This window comes from Streptomyces sp. NPDC020983 (genome assembly GCF_044333485.1).
Lineage (GTDB): Bacteria > Actinomycetota > Actinomycetes > Streptomycetales > Streptomycetaceae > Actinacidiphila.
Genome location: NZ_JBIRRA010000007.1, coordinates 212,715 through 232,609, shown reverse-complemented (window position 1 = coordinate 232,609; position 19,895 = coordinate 212,715). Strand labels below are relative to the sequence as shown.

Below are 19,895 nucleotides of genomic sequence, written 5' to 3'. Positions count from 1 at the left end.
GGGTCAGGAGGCGAAGAGCCGCACCGGCCAGGCCGCGTGCTGCTCGGCGGCGATGTCCGGCAGCGGCGCGGAGGCGGCGGGCAGGGCGGAGGGGCCGTGCGTCAGGGCGCGGTCCGCGGCGCGGACGGCGGCGTCCGCGACGGCGTCGATCTGCGGGGCGAGCCCGGCGAGGACGCCGGCGGCGTCGAAGGGGTCGAGGCCCAGCAGCCGGACGGCGGCGCCGGCCGGGCCGGTGGCGGCCTCGTAGGCGGCGGCGCGGGCGGCCCCGGAGGGGCCCAGGCCCGCGGCCCGCGCGACCAGGCCCAGCACGACCGGCTGGTGGGCGCCGCGCGGTCGGGCCGCGGCGAGCTCCTCCAGCGCGGCGGACGGCCAGGTGGCGCGGGCGGCCCGGGTGAGCTGGCGGCCCAGCCGCCGCGAGGCGGTGCGCAGGGCGAGCGAGGGCGTGCGGGCGTCGGCCGCGTCGTCGAGGCCGAGCGGGTAGGCTCCCGCGGCCGCCGCCGCGGCCAGTGCGGCGGCGACCAGTCCTGTGGTGTGCAGCCGGCCGCGGCAGTAGCCGGCGAGGGTGGCCGGGTCGTGCACCCGCCCGTCGGCGACGGCGGCTTCGGCGCCGCCGGAGTGGGCGTGGCCGCCGGCCGGGAAGCGGCCGTCGCAGAGCAGCAGCAGGGCGGCGAGGGCTCCTGGGCCGGGAGGGGGCTCGGCGGGTGTCATGGCGGCTCAGAAGAGGAAGTAGCGCTGGGCCATGGGCAGTTCGGCGGCGGGCGCGGCCTCGGCCGGCTCGCCGTCGATCGTGACCGTGAAGGTGTCGGGGTCGACGCGCACGTCCGGCAGCGCGTCGTTGCCGCGCATGTCGGCCTTGGTGACGGCCCTGGTGCTGCGCGCGGCGGCGAAGGGCTTGGCGAGGCCGAGTCGTTCGGGCAGCCCGTCGTCCAGGGCGGCCTGGGTGACGAAGGTGACGGAGTTGGCGGCGGGCGCCGTGCCCGTACCGCCGAACATCGGCCGGGGCAGCACCGGCTGCGGGGTCGGGATGGAGGCGTTGGCGTCGCCCATCTGGGCGTGGGCGATCTGCCCGCCCTTGATCACCAGGTCCGGCTTGACGCCGAAGAAGGCCGGGTGCCACAGCACCAGGTCGGCGAGCTTGCCGGGCTCCACGGAGCCGATCTCGTGGTCGAGGCCCTGCGCCACCGCGGGGTTGATGGTGTATTTGGCGACGTAGCGGCGCGCCCGGTGGTTGTCGGCGGGGCCGTCGCCGGGCAGGGCGCCGCGGCGGCGCTTCATGACGTGCGCGGTCTGCCAGGTGCGCAGCGCGATCTCGCCGATGCGCCCCATGGCCTGCGAGTCGGAGCTGACGATGCTGATTGCGCCCAGGTCGTGCAGCACGTCCTCGGCGGCGATGGTGGACGGGCGGATGCGGGACTCCGCGAAGGCGAGGTCCTCGGGCACCGCGGGGTTGAGGTGGTGGCAGACCATCAGCATGTCGAGGTGCTCCTCGACGGTGTTGACGGTGTGCGGGCGGGTCGGGTTGGTGGACGAGGGCAGCACGTTGGGGTGCGCGACGACGGTGATGATGTCGGGCGCGTGCCCTCCGCCCGCGCCCTCGGTGTGGTAGGCGTGGATGCCGCGGCCGGCGACGGCGGCGAGGGTGTCCTCGACGAAGCCCGCCTCGTTCAGGGTGTCGGTGTGCAGCGCGAGCTGCGCGCCGGTCTGCTCGCAGACCCGCAGGCACGCGTCGATCACGGCGGGCGTGGCGCCCCAGTCCTCGTGGATCTTGAAGCCCAGCGCGCCCGCCCGCAGCTGGGCGTGCAGCGCGTCCGGGTTGACGGTGTTGCCCTTGCCGAGCAGCCCGACGTTGACCGGGAAGCCTTCCAGCGCGGCGAGCATGCGCGCCAGGTGCCAGCCGCCGGGGGTGACGGTGGTGGCCTTGCTGCCCTCGGCGGGGCCGGTGCCGCCGCCGATCACGGTGGTCACGCCGGAGGCCAGGGCCTGGGGTATGAGGGTGGGCGAGATGAAGTGGACGTGCGCGTCGATCGTCCCGGCGGTGAGGATCCGGCCGTTGCCCGCGATGATCTCGGTCTCCGGGCCGATGACCAGGTCCGGGTGGACGCCGTCCATGGTGTCGGGGTTCCCGGCCTTGCCGAGCGCGGTGATCCGGCCGTCGCGCACTCCGACGTCGGCCTTGACCACCCCCCAGTGGTCGAGCACGACGGCCCCGGTGATCACGGTGTCCGGCGCGCCCTCGGCCCGGGTGGTGCGGGCCTGCCCCATGGACTCGCGGATGACCTTGCCGCCACCGAAGACGGCCTCGTCACCGGCGTGTCCGGGGCCGCCCGCGAGGTCGCGCTCGACCTCGATGAGCAGGTCGGTGTCGGCGAGCCGGATGCGGTCGCCGGTCGTGGGCCCGTAGAGGTCGGCGTAGCGGGGGCGGGCGAGTTCAGTCATCGAGCGCTCCCGCGACCTGGCCGCGCAGCCCGGGCACGACCCGGGCGCCGGCGATCGGCACGAGCGCGACCTCGGCGGGGATGCCGGGCTCGAAGCGCACCGCGGTCCCGGCCGGGATGTCCAGCCGCAGCCCGCGCGCGGCGGCGCGGTCGAAGTCCAGGCCCGGGTTGGCCTCGGCGAAGTGGTAGTGGGAGCCGACCTGGACGGGCCGGTCGGCGGTGTTGACGACCGTGAGCCGGGTGACCGGGCGGCCGGCGTTGAGCACGACGGGCGCGTCACCGTACACGATCTCTCCGGGAATCATGCCGCCCCCTCAGACGATCGGCTCGTGGACGGTGACGAGCTTGGTGCCGTCCGGGAAGGTGGCCTCGACCTGGACGTCGGGGATCATCTCGGGGATCCCGTCCATGACGTCCGCGCGGGTCAGGACGGTGCGGCCGGTGCGCATCAGCTCCGCGACGGAGCGTCCGTCCCGCGCGCCCTCCAGGACGTGGGCGGTGATCAGCGCGACCGCCTCGGGATGGTTGAGGCGCAGGCCGCGGGCGCGGCGCCGCTCGGCCACGTCGGCCGCGACATGGATGAGCAGGCGTTCCTGCTCGTGAGGGGTCAACCGCACCGCCGCACCTCGCCATCTCCGGCCCGTCTCCGGGCAGTTGGGGCCTGGGGCGCGAGGTTACGGCGGCGGCGTTTCGGGCGCGTTAACCCCTGTTACGGGCGGCGGTCCCCCGGGGTGGGGCCGCGGTGCTCGGCAACGATGCCGAACCTGCGGCGTTCGCCCGTGGCGGACGGGGGCGTGGTCGCCGTGGTGACCGCGACGATCGGCTGCTCGTCCGCGGCGGCATCGAGATCGCGCAGTCGTTGCAGGTCAGCGGCCGACACCAGGGCCACCAGCGGCTTGCCGTGCCGGGTCAGCACCACCTGCTCACCGCCGTAGACCACGCGGTTGATGAGCTCCGCGAGCTCGGCTCGCGCTTGTGTCACCGGGACGTCATGGGTCATGCTCCCCATCATAACGACCTGTACGTCCTGTACATTTTGTACGCACGGAGGTGCCCGCATGATCCGACCCACCGCCCGCTACGTGCTCCCGGAGTTCACCGAGCGCAGCAGCAGCGGCACCCGCACCACGGACCCGTACTCCAAGCTGCTCCAGGAGCGGATCGTCTTCCTGGGCACCCCGATCGACGACACGTCGGCCAACGACGTGATGGCCCAGCTCATCCACCTGGAGAGCGCGAGCCCCGACCAGGACATCCACCTCTACATCAACTCGCCGGGGGGCTCCTTCTCCTCGATGACCGCGATCTACGACACGATGCAGTACGTGACCTGCGACGTCGCGACCGTCTGCATCGGGCAGGCGGCGTCCGCCGCGGCGGTACTGCTGGCGGCGGGGGCGCCGGGGAAGCGGATGATCACCCCCTACGCCCGGATCCTGATCCACCAGCCGTCGCTGGGCGACGTGGTGCAGGGCGACGTGTCGGACCTGGAGATCCAGGCGAACGAGCTGCTGCGCACACGCGACAAGCTGGAGGCGCTGCTGGTGCGGCACACCGGGCAGGAGCCGGAGCGGATCCGGGCGGACATCGAGCGCGACAAGGTCTTCGACGCCGCCTCCGCCGTCGGCTACGGCCTCGCCGACCGGCTCACCAGCAGCCGCAAGACCGGCGGCCCGGCCACCGGCGCGCGGTGAGCCCGGTGCGCCCGGAACCGCCGCCGCTGCCGGCGCTCACCCGCTCCGAGGGCGAGCTCGTCGACTGCTACCTGGAGGCCGTCGACCTGCTCGGCCGCGTCAACCCCTCCCGCTGCACCGACACCTACGGGGCGCTGCGCGCCGCGCAGGCGCTCGTCGGCCGGGCGCTGGCGCTGCGCGAGGCACTGACGGTGATGCACCTGCGCGGCGAGACCGAACTCCACCACGCCACGCTGGGGCGGGCGCTGCGGGTGCTGGACGGCGAACGCCGGTCCTCGCTCGCGGTCGTGGCGCCGGAACCGGGGCCGCCCGCGCCGTGACGGCCGACGCACCGTCACACTGCGGCGCGGCCCACCCCCTTGTCGGCCGAACCCCCCTCATCCCATCGGACCAGCGGCGCGCGGCCGCGGGCGGGACCTGCGGTTGCGCCGGCCGGCACGGGTGGCGCCCCGATCGTGCAGGTCACAGCGCTCGGCACGGGCGCCGACCACCGGAAGGGAGCAGCCGGACCACCCGGTCGGAGCAAACGTGACGAGGCTCACACCGGGCGTTTCCGACCGGGTACCGGCGTGCCGTGTGCGTCACGATCCGTGGTGACGACAAGCCCCCGCCGCCGTGGCGGGGCGGTCCGCACGGACGCCGAGTCCCGCCGGCGTGCGGACGCCAGGTCGACACGAGTGCAACGGCGGGAGCGGAGGACCCACGCACGACGGGGCCGGACCCGGCACTCCGGGACCGCCCCTTGGGGTGAAGCCGCAGCACGCGGCCGGGCATCTTCGCCTGCCCGAACCCGACAGGCCATCCTTCGCAGGCCGACGACGAAGGGTTGCGCATGACCGCGCCTGTCGCAAAGTCCGCTTCCGCACGCCTGTCCCGCCTCGGGGCCGCCTCCGTGCTCACCGCCGCCGCCGTCGCCGTACCGTCCCTGCTGCCCGGCGCCGTCCAGCAGGCCGAGGCCGCCACGGCGGGTGTCAGGGCCCTCGGCGTGGCGGCCTCCAAGAAGGGCTCGCCCTACCAGTGGGGCGCCACCGGGCCCTCCCGCTTCGACTGCTCGGGGCTGACCCTCTACTCCTTCCGCAAGGCCGGCAAGCGGCTGCCGCGCACCGCCGCCGCCCAGTACCGCAGCACCCGGCACATCTCCGCCTCCGCCCGCCACGTCGGCGACCTGGTCTTCTTCCACAGCGGATCGTCCGCGACCTCCGTCTACCACGTCGGCATCTACGCGGGCGGCGGCGAGATCTGGCACGCCCCGAAGACGGGTGCCCGGGTGCGCCTGGAACACATCTGGACCCGCAGCGTCTGGTACGGGCGCGTCTGACCGCCGCGGGGCCGTTCCGGCGGCCCCTCCCGCGGCCCGCGTCAGGCGACGGGGACGGCCCAGGGCAGCACGATCCACACGGTCTTGCCGCCGTCGACGGTCGGGGCGACCCGCAGGCTGCCGCCGGACTCGGCGGTCAGGTGGCGGATGATGACCAGCCCGCGGCCGTTGTCCTGCTGCTGCGGGCACACCGTGGCCTGGCGCGGCCATCGCGGGTGGCTGTCGGTGACGCCGATGTGCAGCTGCTCGGACCGCTCCAGGCGTACGTCGACGGTGAAGGTCGGCGACAGGCCGGAGGTGTGCAGCACGGCGTTGGTGGCCAGCTCGGACACGATGAGGCGCACGGTGTCGACGGCCGGTGCGCCCGCGGGCAGCCCCCAGTCGGCGAGCACCCCGCAGACGTACCGCCTGGCCGCCGTCACCGAGGCGGGTTCGCTCGGCAGGGTGACGGACGCTTCCTGAAGATCTGCCATGGCGACGCTTCCCTTTCCCGCCGTGACCTGGCTCCGGTGCGCACCGGGCAGGTACGGGGCGGGAATTGGGCCGCCCCGGTATTCGCCGGGTTCGCGCCAGAATGCACTCATCGTGCCGCCAATGCGGCCGCCGCACAGCAGTCTGCATATATCTGTCGCTCAAAACGGTGAACTCTGCCGCGGGAGAACGCCCGTCCTCGGCAGACTGGCGTATCGGGGAGACGAGGACGGAACGCGACCGGCGGCCGGAACACCCGCGGGCCGCCCGGAGCCAGGAGGGCGAGAGGACATGGAACGAGTGCCCGCCGTACGCCGGCGCCGGCTCGGCGCCGAGCTGCGCCGGCTGCGCGACCTCGCGGGGCTCACCAGCGGCGAGGCCGCCCGGCGGGTGGGCTGGCACCAGTCGAAGGTGAGCCGTATCGAGACCGGCCACAGCAGCGTCCGCGTCGAGGACGTCAACCTGCTGCTCGACGCCTACTCCGTACGGGACCGCGATGTCCGCGACCTGCTGCACACCCTGGCCGGGCACGGCCACCAGCGCGGCTGGTGGCACGGCTTCCGCGAGGTCCTGCCGGACGAGTACCGCGACTTCATCAGCCTGGAGACCGGCGCCACCCGGGCCAGGTCCCTGGAGACGACCGTGGTGCCGGGGCTGCTCCAGACGCCCGGCTACGCCCGCGCGCTCACCCGCGACGTGCTGCCGCAGCTGAGCCCGCGGGAGGTGAACGCGCTGGCCGAGGTGCGGATCGCCCGGCAGGCGGTGCTGCTGGAGCAGGACCCGCCGCTCGAACTGAGCGCGGTGCTCGACGAGGCCGTCCTGCGCCGGGGCGTCGGCGGTCCGGAGGTGATGGCCGACCAGCTGCGGTGGCTCGCGCGGGCGGCCGAACTCCCGCAGGTCTCCCTGCAGGTGCTGCCGTTCGCCGCGGGCGGCCACACCGGCGTGACGGGGTCTTTCGTCATCTTCTCCTTTCCGCGCACTGCGGATCTGGACGTGGTGGTTCTCGACCATCTGACGGGTAGTCTCTGTGTCGATCGGAAAGAAGACATCGCCGCTTACACCGCCGCGTTCGCCCGATTGTGTGATCGCGCGCTCCCGTGTGCGGAATCAGCTGCGATGATCACGGAAATCGGGGCGGATTTCTCGCGGTTGCAGCGGCGCACTAAGGAGGCACCGACAGCATGACTGCGCGAATCCCGGCGGCTCGCGAGCCGCACGCCCACGTTCCGTCCAGCCTGGAGCTGGACGTCGCCTGGCGGCGCAGCAGCCACAGCACGGCGGCGAACAACTGCGTGGAGACGGCCCGGCTGTCCTCCGGGCCGGTCGCGGTCCGCGACTCCAAGGACACCGCCGGGCCGGCCCTCCTCTTCGCGCCCGCCGCCTGGGCGTCGTTCGTGGACGCCGTCAACACGGGGGCGCTCGGCGCCCGTTAGAAACGTCAGCCGCGGAACGCCCCGGCCGGCGCCGTCGCGACGACGGTGCCGGCCGCTGCCGCGATCTCTGCCGGGGTCAGCGCCGCGTTGGCCGTGACGCGCAGCCGGGAGACACCGTCCGGGACGGACGGGGGGCGGAAGCAGCCCACCGCGAGTCCCGCGGCCCGGCACGCGGCGGCCCACTCCACCGCCGCCGCGGGCGAGGGCGCGCGGACGGACACCACGCACGCGTCCGGCGCCGTGGCGTCGAGACCGGCGGCGGTGAAACGGCGGTGGAAGTCGCGGGCCGCGCCGAGCGCGCGGCCCGCCCGCCCGGGCTCACGCCGCAGCAGCCGCAGCGCGGCGAGCGCGGCGCCCGCGGCGGCCGGCGCGAGCCCCGTGTCGAAGATGAACGTCCGCGCGGTGTTGACCAGATGGCCGATGACACCGGCGGGGCCGAGCACGACGCCGCCCTGCGCGCCGAGCGCCTTGGACAGCGTCGCCGTGCACACCACGTCGGGCGCCCCCGCGAGACCCGCGGCGTGCGCGGCGCCGCGCCCGCCGGGGCCGAGGACGCCGAGCCCGTGCGCGTCGTCCAGCAGCAGCGCGGCGCCGTGCTCGCGCGCGGCCGCGGCCAGGGCGGCCAGCGGCGCGGCGTCGCCGTCGACGGAGAAGACGGTGTCGCTCACGACGGCGGCCGGCCCGGCGTGCCGGCCGAGCGCCTTGCCCACGGCCGCCGGATCGGCGTGCGGCACGACCTCGGTGGCCGCCCGCGACAGCCGGCAGCCGTCGATGAGGGACGCGTGGTTGGCCGCGTCGGAGACGATGAGGCCGCCTGCGGCGGTCAGCGCGGTGACCGCCGCGAGGTTGGCGGCGTAGCCGGAGGCGAGCACGAGCGCGGCCTCGAAGCCCGTGAAGGCGGCCAGTTCCGCCTCCAGTTCGGCGTGCAGCGCGGTGCTGCCGGTGACCAGCCGGGAGCCGGTCGCCCCGGCGCCCCACGTCACGCACGCCCGCGCGCCCGCCGCGGTGACCTCGGGGTGCCGGCTGAGGCCGAGGTAGTCGTTGCCGGCGAGGTCGAGCAGGCCCGGTTCCGCCGCCCGCGGCCGCAGTTCGCGGCGCAGTCCCGCGGCAGCGCGTACGGCGGCCTGCTCGGCGATCCAGCCGAAGGGGCCGGGCTGCCCGGCGGCGGGCGGTGTGCTGGTCACGGCGGTCCTTCGGGGTGCGGTTCGGGGACGGTCAGGGTACGGGGGCGGCGGCGGGGCGGCCCGGGAGGCGGCCTCCCCCCTGCAACGTACTGGCCCGCGATCGTGCACAGGGTGTGGTGATGCACACACCGGCGGCCACCGCTCTTGTACGGTCCGTCCTTGGCCTGGGGCCACCGGGTAGGCGAGTATCCCCTCATGGATCTGCTGACCGCACTGGTGGACAAGGGGCTGCGCCGCGAGCTGCCCACCCGGGACGAGGCGCTCGCCGTGCTGGCGACCTCCGACGACGAGCTGCTCGACGTGGTGGCCGCGGCGGGCCGGGTGCGCCGCAAGTGGTTCGGGCGCCGCGTGAAGCTCAACTACCTGGTCAACCTCAAGTCCGGGCTGTGCCCGGAGGACTGCTCGTACTGCTCGCAGCGGCTGGGCTCGCAGGCGGGCATCCTCAAGTACACCTGGCTGAAGCCGGAGCAGGCCGCGGACGCGGCGAGCGCCGGGGTCGCGGGGGGCGCCAAGCGGGTGTGCCTGGTGGCGAGCGGGCGCGGGCCCACCGACCGTGACGTCGAGCGGGTCTCGGAGACCATCGCGGCCATCAAGGAGCGCAACGAGGACGTGGAGGTGTGTGCGTGCCTCGGCCTCCTGACGGGTGGCCAGGCCGAGCGGCTGAGGGCGGCCGGCGCGGACGCGTACAACCACAACCTCAACACCTCGGAGAGCACGTACGGCACGATCACCACGACCCACACGTACGCCGACCGGGTCGACACCGTGCAGCAGGCGCAGGCCGCCGGGCTGTCGGCGTGCTCGGGGCTCATCGCGGGGATGGGCGAGAGCGACGCGGACCTGGTGGACGTGGTCTTCGGGCTGCGCGGGCTGGACCCGGACTCGGTGCCGGTCAACTTCCTGATCCCCTTCGAGGGCACTCCGCTGGCCAAGGAGTGGAACCTCACCCCGCAGCGCTGCCTGCGCATCCTGGCGATGGTCCGGTTCGTGTGCCCGGACGTCGAGGTACGGCTCGCGGGCGGGCGCGAGGTGCACCTGCGCACGATGCAGCCGCTCGCCCTGCACCTGGTCAACTCGATCTTCCTGGGCGACTACCTGACGAGCGAGGGCCAGGCCGGCCAGGCCGACCTGGACATGATCGCCGACGCCGGCTTCGAGGTGGAGGGCGCGGGCACCACGACGCTGCCCGCGCACCGCGCCGCCGGGATGTGCGGCGCGCACGACGGCGGCTGCGGCGGCTGCGGCGACACCGCGTGCGCCGGCGCGCACGCACCCGCGGAGACGGAGGCCGGACCCACCGTGCAGGGCGCGCGGACGGACCTGGTCGCGGTACGCCGCCGGGGTGCGGGAACGGACCTGCCGCCCAATGCCTGAGCCCGCGCCCCTGCCCGGCTCCCCACTGCCGCCCGAGGTGCTCCTCGGGCTGGACCGCGAGCACGTCTGGCACCCGTACGGGCCGATGCCCGGCCGCCAGGAGCCGCTGGTCGTGGCGTCGGCGGAGGGCGTGCGGCTGCGGCTCGCGGTGCCCGCGCAGGGGCGTGACGAGCTGGTCGACGGCATGTCGTCGTGGTGGTCGGCGATCCACGGCTACCGCCACCCGGTGCTGGACGCGGCCGTGCGCGACCAGCTCGGGCGGATGAGCCATGTGATGTTCGGCGGCCTCACCCACGAGCCGGCCGTCCGGCTGGCCGCGCGGCTGGTGGAGATCACGCCCGAACCGCTGCGGCACGTCTTCCTCGCCGACTCCGGCTCGGTGTCGGTCGAGGTCGCGGTCAAGATGTGCCTGCAGTACTGGCGCTCGCTCGGCCGCCCGGAAAAGCGCCGGCTGCTGACCTGGCGCGGCGGCTACCACGGCGACACCTGGCAGCCGATGTCGGTGTGCGACCCCGAGGGCGGCATGCACCACCTGTGGTCGGGCGTGCTGCCGGAGCAGGTCTTCGCCGAGCAGCCCCCGCCCGGCTTCGACGCCGGGCCGGACCCCGCCTACGCCGGGCGGCTGCGCGCCCTGGTGGCGCGGCACGCGCACGAGCTGGCGGCGGTGGTCGTGGAGCCGGTCGTGCAGGGCGCGGGCGGGATGACCTTCCACTCCCCCGGTTACCTGCGGGTGCTGCGGGAGGCGTGCGACGAGCACGGCGTGCTGCTCGTCCTCGACGAGATCGCCACCGGGTTCGGCCGCACCGGCGCGCTCTTCGCCACCGGGCACGCGGGCGTCAGCCCCGACGTGATGTGCGTCGGCAAGGCGCTGACCGGCGGGTACCTGACGATGGCGGCGGCGCTGTGCACCACCGCGGTCGCCGAGGGCATCTCCCGCGGAGAGGTGCCGGTGCTCGCCCACGGGCCGACCTTCATGGGCAACCCGCTGGCCGCGGCGGTCGCGAACGCCTCCCTGGACGTGCTGCTCGGCCAGGACTGGGCGCAGCAGGTCAAGCGGATCGAGACGGGCCTGCGCGACGGCCTCGCCGCGGCCGCGCGGCTGCCGGGCGTGCGCGACGTGCGGGTGCTCGGCGCGATCGGTGTGGTGCAGCTCGACCACGAGGTGGACACGGCAGCGGCGACCCGGGCCGCGGTGCGCGCCGGGGTGTGGCTGCGGCCCTTCCGCGACCTCGTCTACACGATGCCGCCCTACGTGACGGGCGACGAGGACGTGGCGCGGATCTGCGCCGCGGTGCGGGACGCGGCCCGGGCGGGGTGACGGCCGCGCCCGGGGGGCCGCGGGCACAGCGGCGGCGGGCGGGTGAAAACCTGGCGCAAGCCGGATGGGAACGGCACGGCGGGGCAGGGGTGCCCCGAGCCGCGGCAGTGAGCGCGGGGCCGGCCGCAGGGGCGGGACGGCGCAGGACGACGAGGAACGGAGCGACATCCATGGCCATCGTGGTCATCACCGGTACGGACACCGAGGTCGGCAAGACGATGGCGACCGCCGCGGTGGCCGCCGCGTCCCTGGCGCAGGGGCTGAGCGTGGCAGTGCTCAAGCCCGCGCAGACCGGGGTGGCCGAGGGCGAACCGGGCGACGCCGCGGAGGTGGCCCGGCTGGCCGGTGCCGTCACGGCGGTGGAGCTGGCCCGCTACCCCGAGCCGCTGGCACCGGCCACCGCCGCCGCCCGCGCCGGCATCCGCGCCGTCGGGCCCGAGGACATCGCGGAGGCGGCCGCGAAGCTGTCGGCCGTCCACGACGTGGTGCTGGTGGAGGGCGCGGGAGGGCTGCTGGTCCGCTACGACGAGAAGGGCGCCACGCTCGCCGACGCCGCCGCGCTCGTCCGCGCCCGGGTGCTGCTGGTGGCTCAGCCGGGGCTGGGCACGCTCAACGCCACCGCGCTCTCCGTGGAGGCGCTGGCCAAGCGGGGCCTGAGCTGCGCCGGGGTGATCTTCGGCAGCTGGCGCGGTGAGCCGGACCTCGCCGAGCGCTGCAACGTCGCCGACGTCCCGGAGGTCGCGGGCGCGCCGCTGCTCGGCGCGCTGCCGCAGGGGGCCGGCGCGCTGTCCCCGGCGGCCTTCCGCGCGGCCGCACCGGACTGGCTGGCCCCGCAGCTGGGCGGTACGTGGGACGGGGAGGCCTTCGCGCAGGTCTACGCCCCGCCGCCGTTCGCCTCCTGAGGCGGGGCGGCCCGGGGGCGGGCGCGGGGGTCAGGCCGGGACGGTCCAGGCCCGCAGCTCGTCGGCGATGCGGTCGATGCCCACCGACCCGTCCTTGACCAGCCGGGCCAGGTCGCGCACCCGCTCGGGCGTGGTCGTCACGTGCTGCCCGCCCGCCACCAGGTAGGCGTAGGCGACGGCGGTGGCGAAGAGCGCGTTGGAGCGTTCGAGGGCGGGGACGTGCAGCAGCAGCTGGAGCAGCGACGCGGCGCGCACGTGGTCGTCGGGGTAGACGGGGACGCCGAATATCTCGGCCTTGTGCCTGCCGACGGCCGCCACCAGCGCGCCCCAGTCGGTGACCAGGGAGTCGCCGGGGGTGTTGTGCTCGGCGACCATCAGCAGCCAGGCCAGGTCGATGGTCAGGCTCAACGCGGGCTCGTGTCCCTGTCGCCGAACTCCTCCGCGAAGACCGCCTCGTACTCCTTCATGAAATCAGCCGCGGCCTGGACGAACGCCCTGCCGCTCTCGCCCTCGTCCCGCCGGACCAGTTCCTCGATGTAGCGGTTCACGCTGATGCCGCGCTGCGAGGCGCGTTCCCGCGCGGTCTCGGCGGTGGCTTCGTCCACCCGCACGTTCAACTGGGTCTTGGCCATGGCACCACGCTAGCGCCGCGGCGCTAGTAGCGGCAAGGCCACCGGCCTCCCGCAGCGCCGTGCGGCCGGGCCGCCGCCCCGCACCGCGCCGTCTCGTATCCCGGAATTGCGGGCCGGGGGCGGGACGCCGGTGATGGGATGCGGCGCATGAGAAATCCCCTGATCAGGCCCGCCGTCCCTGCCGACGCGACCGCTGTGCTGGCCTTCTGGCAGGTGGCCGCCGAGGGCACCAGCATCACCGACGACGAGGCCGGGGTCGCCCGGCTCATCGCCACCGACCCCGGTGCCCTGCTGCTCGCCGAACGCGACGGGGAGCTGGTCGGCACGGTGATCGCCGGCTTCGACGGATGGCGCTGCCACCTCTACCGGCTGGCCGTGCACCCCGGCGCCCGCCGCCAGGGCCTCTCACGGACGCTGCTGGACGCGGCCGAGGAGCGCTTCCGGGCGCTGGGCGGGCGACGCGGCGACGCGATGGTCCTGGAGCGCAACGAGCGCGCCCACCACGCCTGGCGCGCCGCCGGCTACGCGCCCGAACCGCACTGGCGGCGCTGGACGAAGCCGCTGCGCCGGGCGTGACCCGCCGGCGTCCCGCGCGGGGCCCGTACGGCGCACGCCGGGTGCGGGGGCGCGGGCGGTGGCCGACGATGGGGGGCGAGGTGTCCGATGACCGAAGCGCTGCTCCTGCTGCTGGCCCTGCTCCTCAGTCTCGCCTGCGGCGTCTTCGTCGCGGCGGAGTTCTCGCTGACCACGATCGAACGCGGCGAGGTCGAGCGCGCCGCGCGGGAGGGTGAGCGGGGCGCGGCGGCGGCACTCGCCGGGGTGCGCTCGCTGACGGTGCAGCTGTCGGGGGCGCAGCTCGGCATCACCGTCACCGGCCTGGTCATCGGCATGCTGGCCCGCGGCTCGATCGCCGAACTGCTGCGCGGCCCGCTGCGCGCGGCCGGTCTGGGCCGGGCCACGGCCTCCTCGCTGGCGCTGGTGCTGGGCACGGCGGTGTCCACGGTGGTGCTGATGGTCGTCGGCGAGCTGGTTCCGAAGAACTGGGCGATCTCGCGTCCGCTGCCGGTCGCCAAGGCGGTCGCGGGCCCGCAGCGCGCCTTCACCACCGCCTTCGGCCCGCTGATCCGGCATCTGAACAGCACCGCCAACCGGGTGCTGCGCCGGATGGGCCTGGAGCCCGCCGAGGAGCTGGCCTCGGCGCGGGGCCCGCAGGAGCTCAAGGCGCTCGCCCGGCACTCGGCGAAGGCGGGCGCGCTGGAGCCGGACTCCGCCGAGCTGTTCGTCCGCACGCTGGGCCTCGCCGACCTCACCGCCGAGAACGTGATGACACCGCGGGTGCAGGTGACGGCCCTGGACGCGCAGGCGACCGCGGCGGACGTCGCCAACGCCACGCGGGCCACCGGGCTGTCCCGCTTCCCGGTCGTCCGCGGCACGCTCGACGCGGTCGTCGGCACCGTGCACATCAAGGACGTGCTGGCCGTGCCCGCGGGCCGGCGCGCCCGTACCCCGGTCACCGACCTGCTGCGGGACGCGCTGCTGGTGCCCGAGTCGCTCGCCGCCGACCGGCTGCTGGACCGGCTGTCGGGGACGCGTGCGATGGCGGTGGTCATCGACGAGTACGGCGGAACCGCGGGCGTGGCCACCCTGGAGGACATCGTCGAGGAGGTCGTCGGCGAGGTGCGGGACGAGCACGACCCCCTCCAGGAGCCCGATCTGCTGTTCGTCCACGAGGAGCCGGACGGCCGGCGGACGTACCGTGCGGACGGGGCGACCCGTACCGAGGACCAGCTGGCGAGGATCGGGCTGCGGGTGCCGGACGGCCCGTACGAGACGCTGGCCGGTCTGGTCGCCGAGCGGCTCGGCCGGATCCCCGAGCGCGGCGACCGGCTCCGGCTGGACGGCTGGCTCGTGGAGGTGGAGGACGCGTCGGGGCACCGGGCGGCGCGGGTGCGCCTGGTGTCCCCGCCGCGCGGGGCGGGCGGAGCGCCGCGATGACCGCCGTCCAGCTGCTCGTGGGGCTGCTCACGCTGGTGGTGAACGCCTTCTTCGTCGGCGCGGAGTTCGCGATGATCTCGGTGCGCCGCGACCAGGTCGCCGCGGGCGCGGAGGAGGGCGACCGGCGGGCGGTGCGCGTGCTGTGGGGCCTGGAGCACCTGGCCCCGCTGCTGGCCGCGGCCCAGCTCGGCATCACGGCCTGCACCCTGGTGCTCGGCATCGTCGCCGAGCCGGCCATCGCCCATCTGCTGGAGCCGGTGCTGCACGCCGCGGGCGCGCCGGAGGGGGCGATCCGTGCGGTCGCCTTCGTCGTGGCGCTCGCGCTGGCGACGTATCTGCACATGCTCTTCGGCGAGATGGTCCCGAAGAACATCGCGCTGGCCGACCCGGTGCGCTCCGCCCTGCTGCTGGGGCCGCCGCTGGTGGGCTTCACCCGCGGGCTGCGGCCGGTGATCTTCGGGGTCAACGCGCTGGCGAACGCGGGACTGCGGCTGCTGCGGGTGGAGCCGCGCTCGGAGGTGGGCGCGGTGTTCTCCGACGACGAGCTGGCCGCGATGGTCGCCGACGCGGGCGCCGCGGGGCTGCTGGACCAGCGGGCCACCGGGCGGCTGCGGGAGGCGCTGGAGCTGGGGCGCCGGCCGGTCGGGGAGATCGTGCTGCCCGCCGCCCAGGTGGTGCGTGCCTCGGTCGGCATCACCCCGGCCGGGCTGGAGGCGCTCGCGGCCCGCTCGGGCTTCTCCCGCTTCCCGGTCGCGGACGGCGACGGGCGCGTGCTCGGCTACCTGCACGTCAAGGACGCGCTGGACGCCGAGCCGCGGGACGCCGCCTTCCCGCGCTCCGCGCTGCGGCCGGTCACCCGGGTCGGCGCGGCCACCCCGCTGGACGACGTGCTCACCGCGATGCGCGCCGCCAGCGCGCACCTGGCCGCCGTGGTGGACGCCGACGGCCGCGGGGTGGGGCTGGTCACCATGGAGGACGTCCTCAAGCGGCTGGTCGGCCCCGGCCGCCCGTGAGGACGCGGCGGGTCACCACGGCAGCCGCCCCTCGGCGTCGAAGAAGCCGCCGGTGGGGCCGTCCGGGCCGGTCTGCGCCATCCGCACGATGATCTCGGCGCCCTCCTCGACGGTCTGCCTGCCGCGCCCGCCGTTGAGGCCCGTCGCGGTGTAGCCGGGCTCGACGGCGTTGACCCGGATCTGCGGGAAGGCCTTGGCGTACTGGACGGTGAGCATGTTCACCGCGGCCTTCGACGCCGGGTAGGCGACGCCCGGGTACGCGTACGCGGGGGTGCCCGGATCGGCGACCCGGGTGAGCGAGGCCAGGCCGCTGCTGACGTTGACGACGACCGGGGCCGCCGACCGGAGCAGCAGCGGCAGGAAGGCACGGGTGACGCGGACGATGCCGAAGACGTTCGTCGCGAAGGTGCCGCTCATCATCTCGGGGGTGAGGCCGGCCGCCCCGGTGACGGTGCCGTCCGCGGCCATCTCCCGCTGGACGCCGGCGTTGTTGACCAGGACGTCGAGGCCGCCTGCCGCCCCGATCAGCTCGGCCGCGGCCGCGACCGAGTCGTCGTCGGTGACGTCCAGCGGCACGGCGGTGGCGCCCAGTGCCCCGGCCGCGGCCCGGCCCCGGCCCACGTCCCGGCAGCCGAGGTAGACGGTGTGGCCCGCGGCCACCAGCCGGCGGGCGGCCTCGAAGCCGAGCCCCCTGTTCGCCCCGGTGATCAGTGTCGATGTCATGCCCCCACCGTGCGGCCGGGCGCGGGCCGGCGGCCAGCGCCCCCGGCTTCCTGGGACCGGCAGTACCAGGACGGCGGACCGGCCGCGGTGCCACAGTGGGGGCATGGCGACCACGGAATTCGGGCACACCCTGCGGCGCTGGCGGGACCGCGTCTCACCGGAGTCGGCGGGGCTCGCGACCGGTGGGCACCGGCGGGCGGCCGGGCTGCGCCGCGAGGAACTGGCCATGCTCGCCGGGATCTCCGTCGACTACATCACGCGGCTGGAGCAGGGCCGCTCGGCCAACCCCTCGGAGCAGGTCGTCGAGGCGCTGGGCCGGGCGCTGCGGCTGTCGGGCCCGGAGCGCGAGCAGCTCTTCCGCACCGCGGGCCTGGTTCCACCGGGCCGCGGGACGGTGCCGGCCTACATCCCGGCGAGCGTGCAGCGCCTGCTGGACCGGCTCTCGGGGACGCCGGTGGCGGTGTCCGACGCGGCCTGGACGCTGCTGCTGGCCAACCCGCTGCACAACGCGCTGATGGGCGAGTTCCACGGCAAGGAGCGCAACGCGGTGTGGCGGCACTTCCTCGGCCGCGGCAACCCCCGGGTCGTGCACTCCGCCCGGTCGCTGGAAACGCTGGAGGCGGCGCAGGTCGGCGCGCTGCGCGCGACCGCCACCCGCTACCCCGCGGACCAGCGGCTGAAGCGGCTCATCGCCGAGCTGCGCACGGGCAGCGAGCGCTTCGCCGAGCTGTGGGACTCCCGCGCGGTGGGAGAGCACGACGGGTCGCGCAAGACCGTCGACCACCCGGAACTGGGCCTGATGACACTGGACTGCGACCTGCTCAGCGTCGAGGGCAGCGAGCTGCGCATCATGGTCTTCACCGCCGAGCCGGGCACCGAGGACGCCGAGAAGCTCGCCCTGCTGTCCGTCATCGGCACCCAGAAGCTGACCGGCACCGCGTAGCGCGCGCGGCCCGTGGCCGGGCGCACCACCGGCCGGAGCCGGCCGGTAGGATCGCGCCGCGATGGAAAGCGACACCACAGACACCCGCCCGGTGACGTCCGCGGACCGGGCCGCGCCGCCCGGGCCGTACACGAGCTTCGTCGCCCTGGGCGACTCCTTCACCGAGGGCATGTCCGACCTGCTGCCGGACGGCAGCTACCGCGGCTGGGCCGACCTGCTCGCCGCCCGGCTGGCGGAGCTGCCGGGCGCGGGGGACGGCGGCGGCTTCCGCTACGCCAACCTCGCGGTGCGCGGCAAGCTCATCCGGCAGATCGTCGACGACCAGGTGGACACGGCGGCCGCGATGCGCGCGGACCTGGTCACCCTGGTCGGCGGGCTCAACGACGTGCTGCGCCCCGGCTGCGACGTCGACGCGGTGTGCGCGCACCTGGCGGACGCGGCCGGACGGCTCGCCCCCTCCTGCGGGCAGCTGGTGCTGATGCGCAGCCCGGCCCGCCGCGGCCCGGTCGCCACCCGCTTCCTGCCGCGCATGGAGCAGCTCTTCGCCTTCGTCGACGACCTCGCGGCGCGGCACGGCGCGGTCGTGGTCGACCTGTACGGGGCCGAGGTGCTGGGCGACCCGCGCATGTGGGGCGAGGACCGGCTGCACCTGACCGCCGAGGGCCACGAGCGGGTCGCCGAGGCGGTGTGGCAGGCCCTCGGGCTGCCCGCGCGCGCCGACTGGCGGACGCCGCTGCCGCCCGCGGTGCGCCCCGGCTGGACCGCCCGGCGCCGTGCCGACGCCTCCTTCACGCGCCGCCACCTGCTGCCGTGGATCGGCCGCCGGCTGACCGGCCGCTCGTCCGGCGACGGCCGCCCGGCCAAGCGCCCCGAACTGCTCCCGTGGGGACCCGTCGCGGCGGTGCCCGGGCCCGCGGCGGCTCCGCAGCCGCCGGAGGCGGCGCCGCTGCCGTCCGAGGCGGCCGGCTGACCCGGCCGGACCGGCGGCGGACCCCGGACCAGTAGAATCCCCACGTGACAGCCAAGCCGCGTATCCCGAACGTCCTCGCCGGCCGCTATGCCTCCACGGAGCTGGCCGACCTGTGGTCCCCCGAGCAGAAGGTGGTGCTCGAACGCCGGCTGTGGCTGGCCGTGCTGCGCGCCCAGGCCGATCTCGGCATCGAGGTGCCGGCGGGGGCCGTCGCGGACTACGAGCGGGTCCTGGAGCAGGTGGACCTCGGCTCGATCGCGGAGCGCGAGCGGGTCACGCGGCACGACGTGAAGGCCAGGATCGAGGAGTTCAACGCCCTGGCCGGGCACGAGCAGATCCACAAGGGCATGACGTCCCGCGACCTGACCGAGAACGTCGAGCAGCTGCAGATCCGGCTGTCCCTCGAACTGGCGCGGGACCGCACGGTCGCGGTGCTGGCGCGGCTCGGGCAGCTCGCCGGGCAGTACGCGGAGCTGGTCGTGGCCGGCCGCTCGCACAACGTGGCGGCGCAGGCCACGACCCTCGGCAAGCGCTTCGCGACCGCGGCCGACGAACTGCTGGTGGCGTACGAGCGGATCGAGGAACTGATCGCCCGGTACCCGCTGCGCGGCATCAAGGGCCCGGTCGGCACCGCGCAGGACATGCTGGACCTGCTGGGCGGCGACAGCGGCAAGCTCGCCGAGCTGGAGCAGCGGATCGCCGCGCACCTGGGCTTCTCGCGCGCCTTCACCTCCGTCGGGCAGGTCTACCCGCGCTCGCTGGACTACGACGTCGTCAGCACTCTGGTGCAGCTCGCCGCGGCCCCCTCCTCGACGGCGAAGACGATCCGGCTGATGGCCGGGCACGAGCTGGTGACCGAGGGCTTCAAGCCCGGCCAGGTCGGCTCGTCCGCGATGCCGCACAAGATGAACACCCGGTCCTGCGAGCGGGTCAACGGCCTGATGGTGGTCCTGCGCGGCTACGCGTCGATGACCGGCGAGCTGTCCGGCGACCAGTGGAACGAGGGCGACGTGTCGTGCTCGGTGGTCCGCCGGGTCGCGCTGCCGGACGCCTTCTTCGCCTTCGACGGCCTGCTGGAGACCTTCCTGACGGTGCTGGACGAGTTCGGCGCCTTCCCCGCGGTCGTCGCGCGCGAGCTGGACCGCTACCTGCCCTTCCTCGCCACCACCAAGGTGCTGATGGGCGCGGTGCGGGCGGGCGTGGGCCGGGAGATCGCGCACGAGGCGATCAAGGAGAACGCGGTGGCCTCGGCGCTCGCGATGCGCGAGCAGGGCACCGAGCGCAACGAACTGCTGGACCGGCTCGCGGCCGACGAGCGGATCCCGCTGGACCGTGCGGAGCTGGACGCGCTGATGGCCGACCGGCTGTCGTTCACCGGCGCGGCCGCGGGCCAGGTCGCCGAGGTCGTCCGGCGGATCGAGGAGGTCGTCAAGGCCCGTCCGGAGGCGGCCGCGTACCGCCCGGGGGCGATCCTCTGACGTCCGCGCCCG

At 75.3% G+C, this 19,895-nt stretch carries 24 protein-coding genes; 14 read left to right on the top strand and 10 right to left on the bottom strand.

Annotated elements, in window-relative coordinates; genetic code table 11:
- Positions 1 to 3: 3 nt before the first annotated feature.
- From ACH4SE_RS17620 to ACH4SE_RS17600, 5 genes are all read right to left on the bottom strand, one after another.
- Complete coding sequence (locus tag ACH4SE_RS17620) at positions 4 to 708, bottom strand: urease accessory protein UreF (protein WP_398544291.1); 705 nt, start codon at positions 706 to 708, stop codon at positions 4 to 6.
- 6 nt (positions 709 to 714) lie between these two features.
- Positions 715 to 2,436: an urease subunit alpha gene (locus tag ACH4SE_RS17615; protein ID WP_398544290.1), complete on the bottom strand. Its 1,722-nt coding sequence runs from the start codon at positions 2,434 to 2,436 to the stop codon at positions 715 to 717.
- The gene (locus ACH4SE_RS17610) at positions 2,429 to 2,740 is read right to left on the bottom strand and encodes an urease subunit beta (protein WP_398544289.1); all 312 of its coding nucleotides are present in this window, start codon (positions 2,738 to 2,740) and stop codon (positions 2,429 to 2,431) included. The genes ACH4SE_RS17615 and ACH4SE_RS17610 overlap by 8 nt, the downstream gene beginning before the upstream one ends.
- A gap of 9 nt (positions 2,741 to 2,749) precedes the next feature.
- Positions 2,750 to 3,052: an urease subunit gamma gene (locus tag ACH4SE_RS17605; RefSeq protein ID WP_398544288.1), complete on the bottom strand. Its 303-nt coding sequence runs from the start codon at positions 3,050 to 3,052 to the stop codon at positions 2,750 to 2,752.
- A 92-nt stretch (positions 3,053 to 3,144) separates the two neighbouring features.
- On the bottom strand, positions 3,145 to 3,435 hold the full coding sequence (locus tag ACH4SE_RS17600) for a type II toxin-antitoxin system Phd/YefM family antitoxin (protein ID WP_398544287.1): 291 nt from the start codon (positions 3,433 to 3,435) through the stop codon (positions 3,145 to 3,147).
- Between the two features lie 58 nt (positions 3,436 to 3,493).
- Here ACH4SE_RS17600 and ACH4SE_RS17595 point away from each other — a divergent pair, with 58 nt between their 5' ends.
- The 3 genes from ACH4SE_RS17595 to ACH4SE_RS17585 all read left to right on the top strand — a co-directional run bounded on the left by ACH4SE_RS17595 (position 3,494) and on the right by ACH4SE_RS17585 (position 5,447).
- Complete coding sequence (locus ACH4SE_RS17595; RefSeq protein ID WP_398544286.1) at positions 3,494 to 4,129, top strand: ATP-dependent Clp protease proteolytic subunit; 636 nt, start codon at positions 3,494 to 3,496, stop codon at positions 4,127 to 4,129.
- 5 nt (positions 4,130 to 4,134) lie between these two features.
- A complete protein-coding gene (locus tag ACH4SE_RS17590) occupies positions 4,135 to 4,449 on the top strand; it encodes a hypothetical protein (RefSeq protein WP_398544285.1) in 315 nt (104 codons plus the stop codon).
- A gap of 512 nt (positions 4,450 to 4,961) precedes the next feature.
- Entirely contained in the window at positions 4,962 to 5,447 is a 486-nt protein-coding gene (locus tag ACH4SE_RS17585) for a C40 family peptidase (RefSeq protein ID WP_398544284.1), read from the top strand.
- 41 nt (positions 5,448 to 5,488) lie between these two features.
- Here ACH4SE_RS17585 and ACH4SE_RS17580 read toward each other — a convergent pair whose 3' ends face one another.
- Positions 5,489 to 5,920, bottom strand: a complete 432-nt coding sequence (locus ACH4SE_RS17580; protein WP_398544283.1) for an ATP-binding protein — start codon at positions 5,918 to 5,920, stop codon at positions 5,489 to 5,491.
- A gap of 289 nt (positions 5,921 to 6,209) precedes the next feature.
- Between ACH4SE_RS17580 and ACH4SE_RS17575 the strand changes: the two genes are divergently transcribed.
- A complete protein-coding gene (locus tag ACH4SE_RS17575; RefSeq protein WP_398544282.1) occupies positions 6,210 to 7,103 on the top strand; it encodes a helix-turn-helix domain-containing protein in 894 nt (297 codons plus the stop codon).
- Positions 7,100 to 7,351, top strand: coding sequence for a DUF397 domain-containing protein (locus ACH4SE_RS17570; RefSeq protein WP_398544281.1), 252 nt, complete (start codon positions 7,100 to 7,102; stop codon positions 7,349 to 7,351). Before ACH4SE_RS17575 ends, ACH4SE_RS17570 begins: the two co-directional genes overlap by 4 nt.
- A gap of 5 nt (positions 7,352 to 7,356) precedes the next feature.
- Here ACH4SE_RS17570 and ACH4SE_RS17565 read toward each other — a convergent pair whose 3' ends face one another.
- Positions 7,357 to 8,535: an aminotransferase class I/II-fold pyridoxal phosphate-dependent enzyme gene (locus tag ACH4SE_RS17565; protein ID WP_398544280.1), complete on the bottom strand. Its 1,179-nt coding sequence runs from the start codon at positions 8,533 to 8,535 to the stop codon at positions 7,357 to 7,359.
- Between the two features lie 195 nt (positions 8,536 to 8,730).
- Here ACH4SE_RS17565 and bioB point away from each other — a divergent pair, with 195 nt between their 5' ends.
- From bioB to bioD, 3 genes are all read left to right on the top strand, one after another.
- Positions 8,731 to 9,909 carry a biotin synthase BioB gene (gene bioB / locus ACH4SE_RS17560; RefSeq protein WP_398544279.1) on the top strand — a complete coding sequence of 393 codons (1,179 nt, stop codon included), beginning with the start codon at positions 8,731 to 8,733 and terminating at the stop codon, positions 9,907 to 9,909.
- A complete protein-coding gene (locus tag ACH4SE_RS17555) occupies positions 9,902 to 11,227 on the top strand; it encodes an adenosylmethionine--8-amino-7-oxononanoate transaminase (protein WP_398544278.1) in 1,326 nt (441 codons plus the stop codon). Before bioB ends, ACH4SE_RS17555 begins: the two co-directional genes overlap by 8 nt.
- Positions 11,228 to 11,397: 170 nt before the next feature.
- Entirely contained in the window at positions 11,398 to 12,129 is a 732-nt protein-coding gene (bioD, locus tag ACH4SE_RS17550; RefSeq protein WP_398544277.1) for a dethiobiotin synthase, read from the top strand.
- A gap of 30 nt (positions 12,130 to 12,159) precedes the next feature.
- Here bioD and ACH4SE_RS17545 read toward each other — a convergent pair whose 3' ends face one another.
- Positions 12,160 to 12,537 carry a fic family toxin-antitoxin system, toxin component gene (locus ACH4SE_RS17545; protein WP_398544276.1) on the bottom strand — a complete coding sequence of 126 codons (378 nt, stop codon included), beginning with the start codon at positions 12,535 to 12,537 and terminating at the stop codon, positions 12,160 to 12,162.
- A complete protein-coding gene (locus ACH4SE_RS17540) occupies positions 12,534 to 12,761 on the bottom strand; it encodes an antitoxin (RefSeq protein ID WP_398190322.1) in 228 nt (75 codons plus the stop codon). Before ACH4SE_RS17540 ends, ACH4SE_RS17545 begins: the two co-directional genes overlap by 4 nt.
- 147 nt (positions 12,762 to 12,908) lie before the next feature.
- On the opposite strand from ACH4SE_RS17540, the gene ACH4SE_RS17535 reads away from it, so the two are divergent.
- The 3 genes from ACH4SE_RS17535 to ACH4SE_RS17525 all read left to right on the top strand — a co-directional run bounded on the left by ACH4SE_RS17535 (position 12,909) and on the right by ACH4SE_RS17525 (position 15,769).
- Positions 12,909 to 13,337: a GNAT family N-acetyltransferase gene (locus ACH4SE_RS17535; protein ID WP_398544275.1), complete on the top strand. Its 429-nt coding sequence runs from the start codon at positions 12,909 to 12,911 to the stop codon at positions 13,335 to 13,337.
- Between the two features lie 87 nt (positions 13,338 to 13,424).
- On the top strand, positions 13,425 to 14,756 hold the full coding sequence (locus ACH4SE_RS17530) for a hemolysin family protein (RefSeq protein WP_398544274.1): 1,332 nt from the start codon (positions 13,425 to 13,427) through the stop codon (positions 14,754 to 14,756).
- Complete coding sequence (locus ACH4SE_RS17525; protein ID WP_398544273.1) at positions 14,753 to 15,769, top strand: hemolysin family protein; 1,017 nt, start codon at positions 14,753 to 14,755, stop codon at positions 15,767 to 15,769. The genes ACH4SE_RS17530 and ACH4SE_RS17525 overlap by 4 nt, the downstream gene beginning before the upstream one ends.
- Positions 15,770 to 15,781: 12 nt before the next feature.
- Here the strand turns inward: ACH4SE_RS17525 and ACH4SE_RS17520 are convergent, their stop codons facing one another.
- Entirely contained in the window at positions 15,782 to 16,492 is a 711-nt protein-coding gene (locus ACH4SE_RS17520; RefSeq protein WP_398544272.1) for an SDR family NAD(P)-dependent oxidoreductase, read from the bottom strand.
- Positions 16,493 to 16,595: 103 nt separating this feature from the next.
- On the opposite strand from ACH4SE_RS17520, the gene ACH4SE_RS17515 reads away from it, so the two are divergent.
- From ACH4SE_RS17515 to purB, 3 genes are all read left to right on the top strand, one after another.
- The gene (locus ACH4SE_RS17515; RefSeq protein ID WP_398544271.1) at positions 16,596 to 17,435 is read left to right on the top strand and encodes a helix-turn-helix transcriptional regulator; all 840 of its coding nucleotides are present in this window, start codon (positions 16,596 to 16,598) and stop codon (positions 17,433 to 17,435) included.
- 61 nt (positions 17,436 to 17,496) lie between these two features.
- Positions 17,497 to 18,405 carry an SGNH/GDSL hydrolase family protein gene (locus ACH4SE_RS17510; RefSeq protein WP_398544270.1) on the top strand — a complete coding sequence of 303 codons (909 nt, stop codon included), beginning with the start codon at positions 17,497 to 17,499 and terminating at the stop codon, positions 18,403 to 18,405.
- A gap of 44 nt (positions 18,406 to 18,449) precedes the next feature.
- A complete protein-coding gene (purB, locus tag ACH4SE_RS17505; RefSeq protein WP_398544269.1) occupies positions 18,450 to 19,883 on the top strand; it encodes an adenylosuccinate lyase in 1,434 nt (477 codons plus the stop codon).
- The last annotated feature ends 12 nt before the right edge of the window (positions 19,884 to 19,895 follow it).

Bases quoted from the DNA above. Each gene is read 5' to 3' on its own strand.
- bioB (WP_398544279.1), top strand. From the start codon at position 8,731: ATGGATCTGCTGACCGCACTGGTGGACAAGGGGCTGCGCCGCGAGCTG.
- ACH4SE_RS17620 (WP_398544291.1), bottom strand. From the start codon at position 708: ATGACACCCGCCGAGCCCCCTCCCGGCCCAGGAGCCCTCGCCGCCCTG.
- ACH4SE_RS17600 (WP_398544287.1), bottom strand. From the start codon at position 3,435: ATGACCCATGACGTCCCGGTGACACAAGCGCGAGCCGAGCTCGCGGAG.
- ACH4SE_RS17615 (WP_398544290.1), bottom strand. From the start codon at position 2,436: ATGACTGAACTCGCCCGCCCCCGCTACGCCGACCTCTACGGGCCCACG.
- ACH4SE_RS17570 (WP_398544281.1), top strand. From the start codon at position 7,100: ATGACTGCGCGAATCCCGGCGGCTCGCGAGCCGCACGCCCACGTTCCG.
- ACH4SE_RS17585 (WP_398544284.1), top strand. From the start codon at position 4,962: ATGACCGCGCCTGTCGCAAAGTCCGCTTCCGCACGCCTGTCCCGCCTC.
- ACH4SE_RS17610 (WP_398544289.1), bottom strand. From the start codon at position 2,740: ATGATTCCCGGAGAGATCGTGTACGGTGACGCGCCCGTCGTGCTCAAC.
- ACH4SE_RS17525 (WP_398544273.1), top strand. From the start codon at position 14,753: ATGACCGCCGTCCAGCTGCTCGTGGGGCTGCTCACGCTGGTGGTGAAC.
- ACH4SE_RS17535 (WP_398544275.1), top strand. From the start codon at position 12,909: ATGAGAAATCCCCTGATCAGGCCCGCCGTCCCTGCCGACGCGACCGCT.
- ACH4SE_RS17575 (WP_398544282.1), top strand. From the start codon at position 6,210: ATGGAACGAGTGCCCGCCGTACGCCGGCGCCGGCTCGGCGCCGAGCTG.
- ACH4SE_RS17515 (WP_398544271.1), top strand. From the start codon at position 16,596: ATGGCGACCACGGAATTCGGGCACACCCTGCGGCGCTGGCGGGACCGC.
- ACH4SE_RS17580 (WP_398544283.1), bottom strand. From the start codon at position 5,920: ATGGCAGATCTTCAGGAAGCGTCCGTCACCCTGCCGAGCGAACCCGCC.
- ACH4SE_RS17510 (WP_398544270.1), top strand. From the start codon at position 17,497: ATGGAAAGCGACACCACAGACACCCGCCCGGTGACGTCCGCGGACCGG.
- ACH4SE_RS17555 (WP_398544278.1), top strand. From the start codon at position 9,902: ATGCCTGAGCCCGCGCCCCTGCCCGGCTCCCCACTGCCGCCCGAGGTG.
- ACH4SE_RS17595 (WP_398544286.1), top strand. From the start codon at position 3,494: ATGATCCGACCCACCGCCCGCTACGTGCTCCCGGAGTTCACCGAGCGC.
- bioD (WP_398544277.1), top strand. From the start codon at position 11,398: ATGGCCATCGTGGTCATCACCGGTACGGACACCGAGGTCGGCAAGACG.
- ACH4SE_RS17540 (WP_398190322.1), bottom strand. From the start codon at position 12,761: ATGGCCAAGACCCAGTTGAACGTGCGGGTGGACGAAGCCACCGCCGAG.
- ACH4SE_RS17530 (WP_398544274.1), top strand. From the start codon at position 13,425: ATGACCGAAGCGCTGCTCCTGCTGCTGGCCCTGCTCCTCAGTCTCGCC.
- ACH4SE_RS17520 (WP_398544272.1), bottom strand. From the start codon at position 16,492: ATGACATCGACACTGATCACCGGGGCGAACAGGGGGCTCGGCTTCGAG.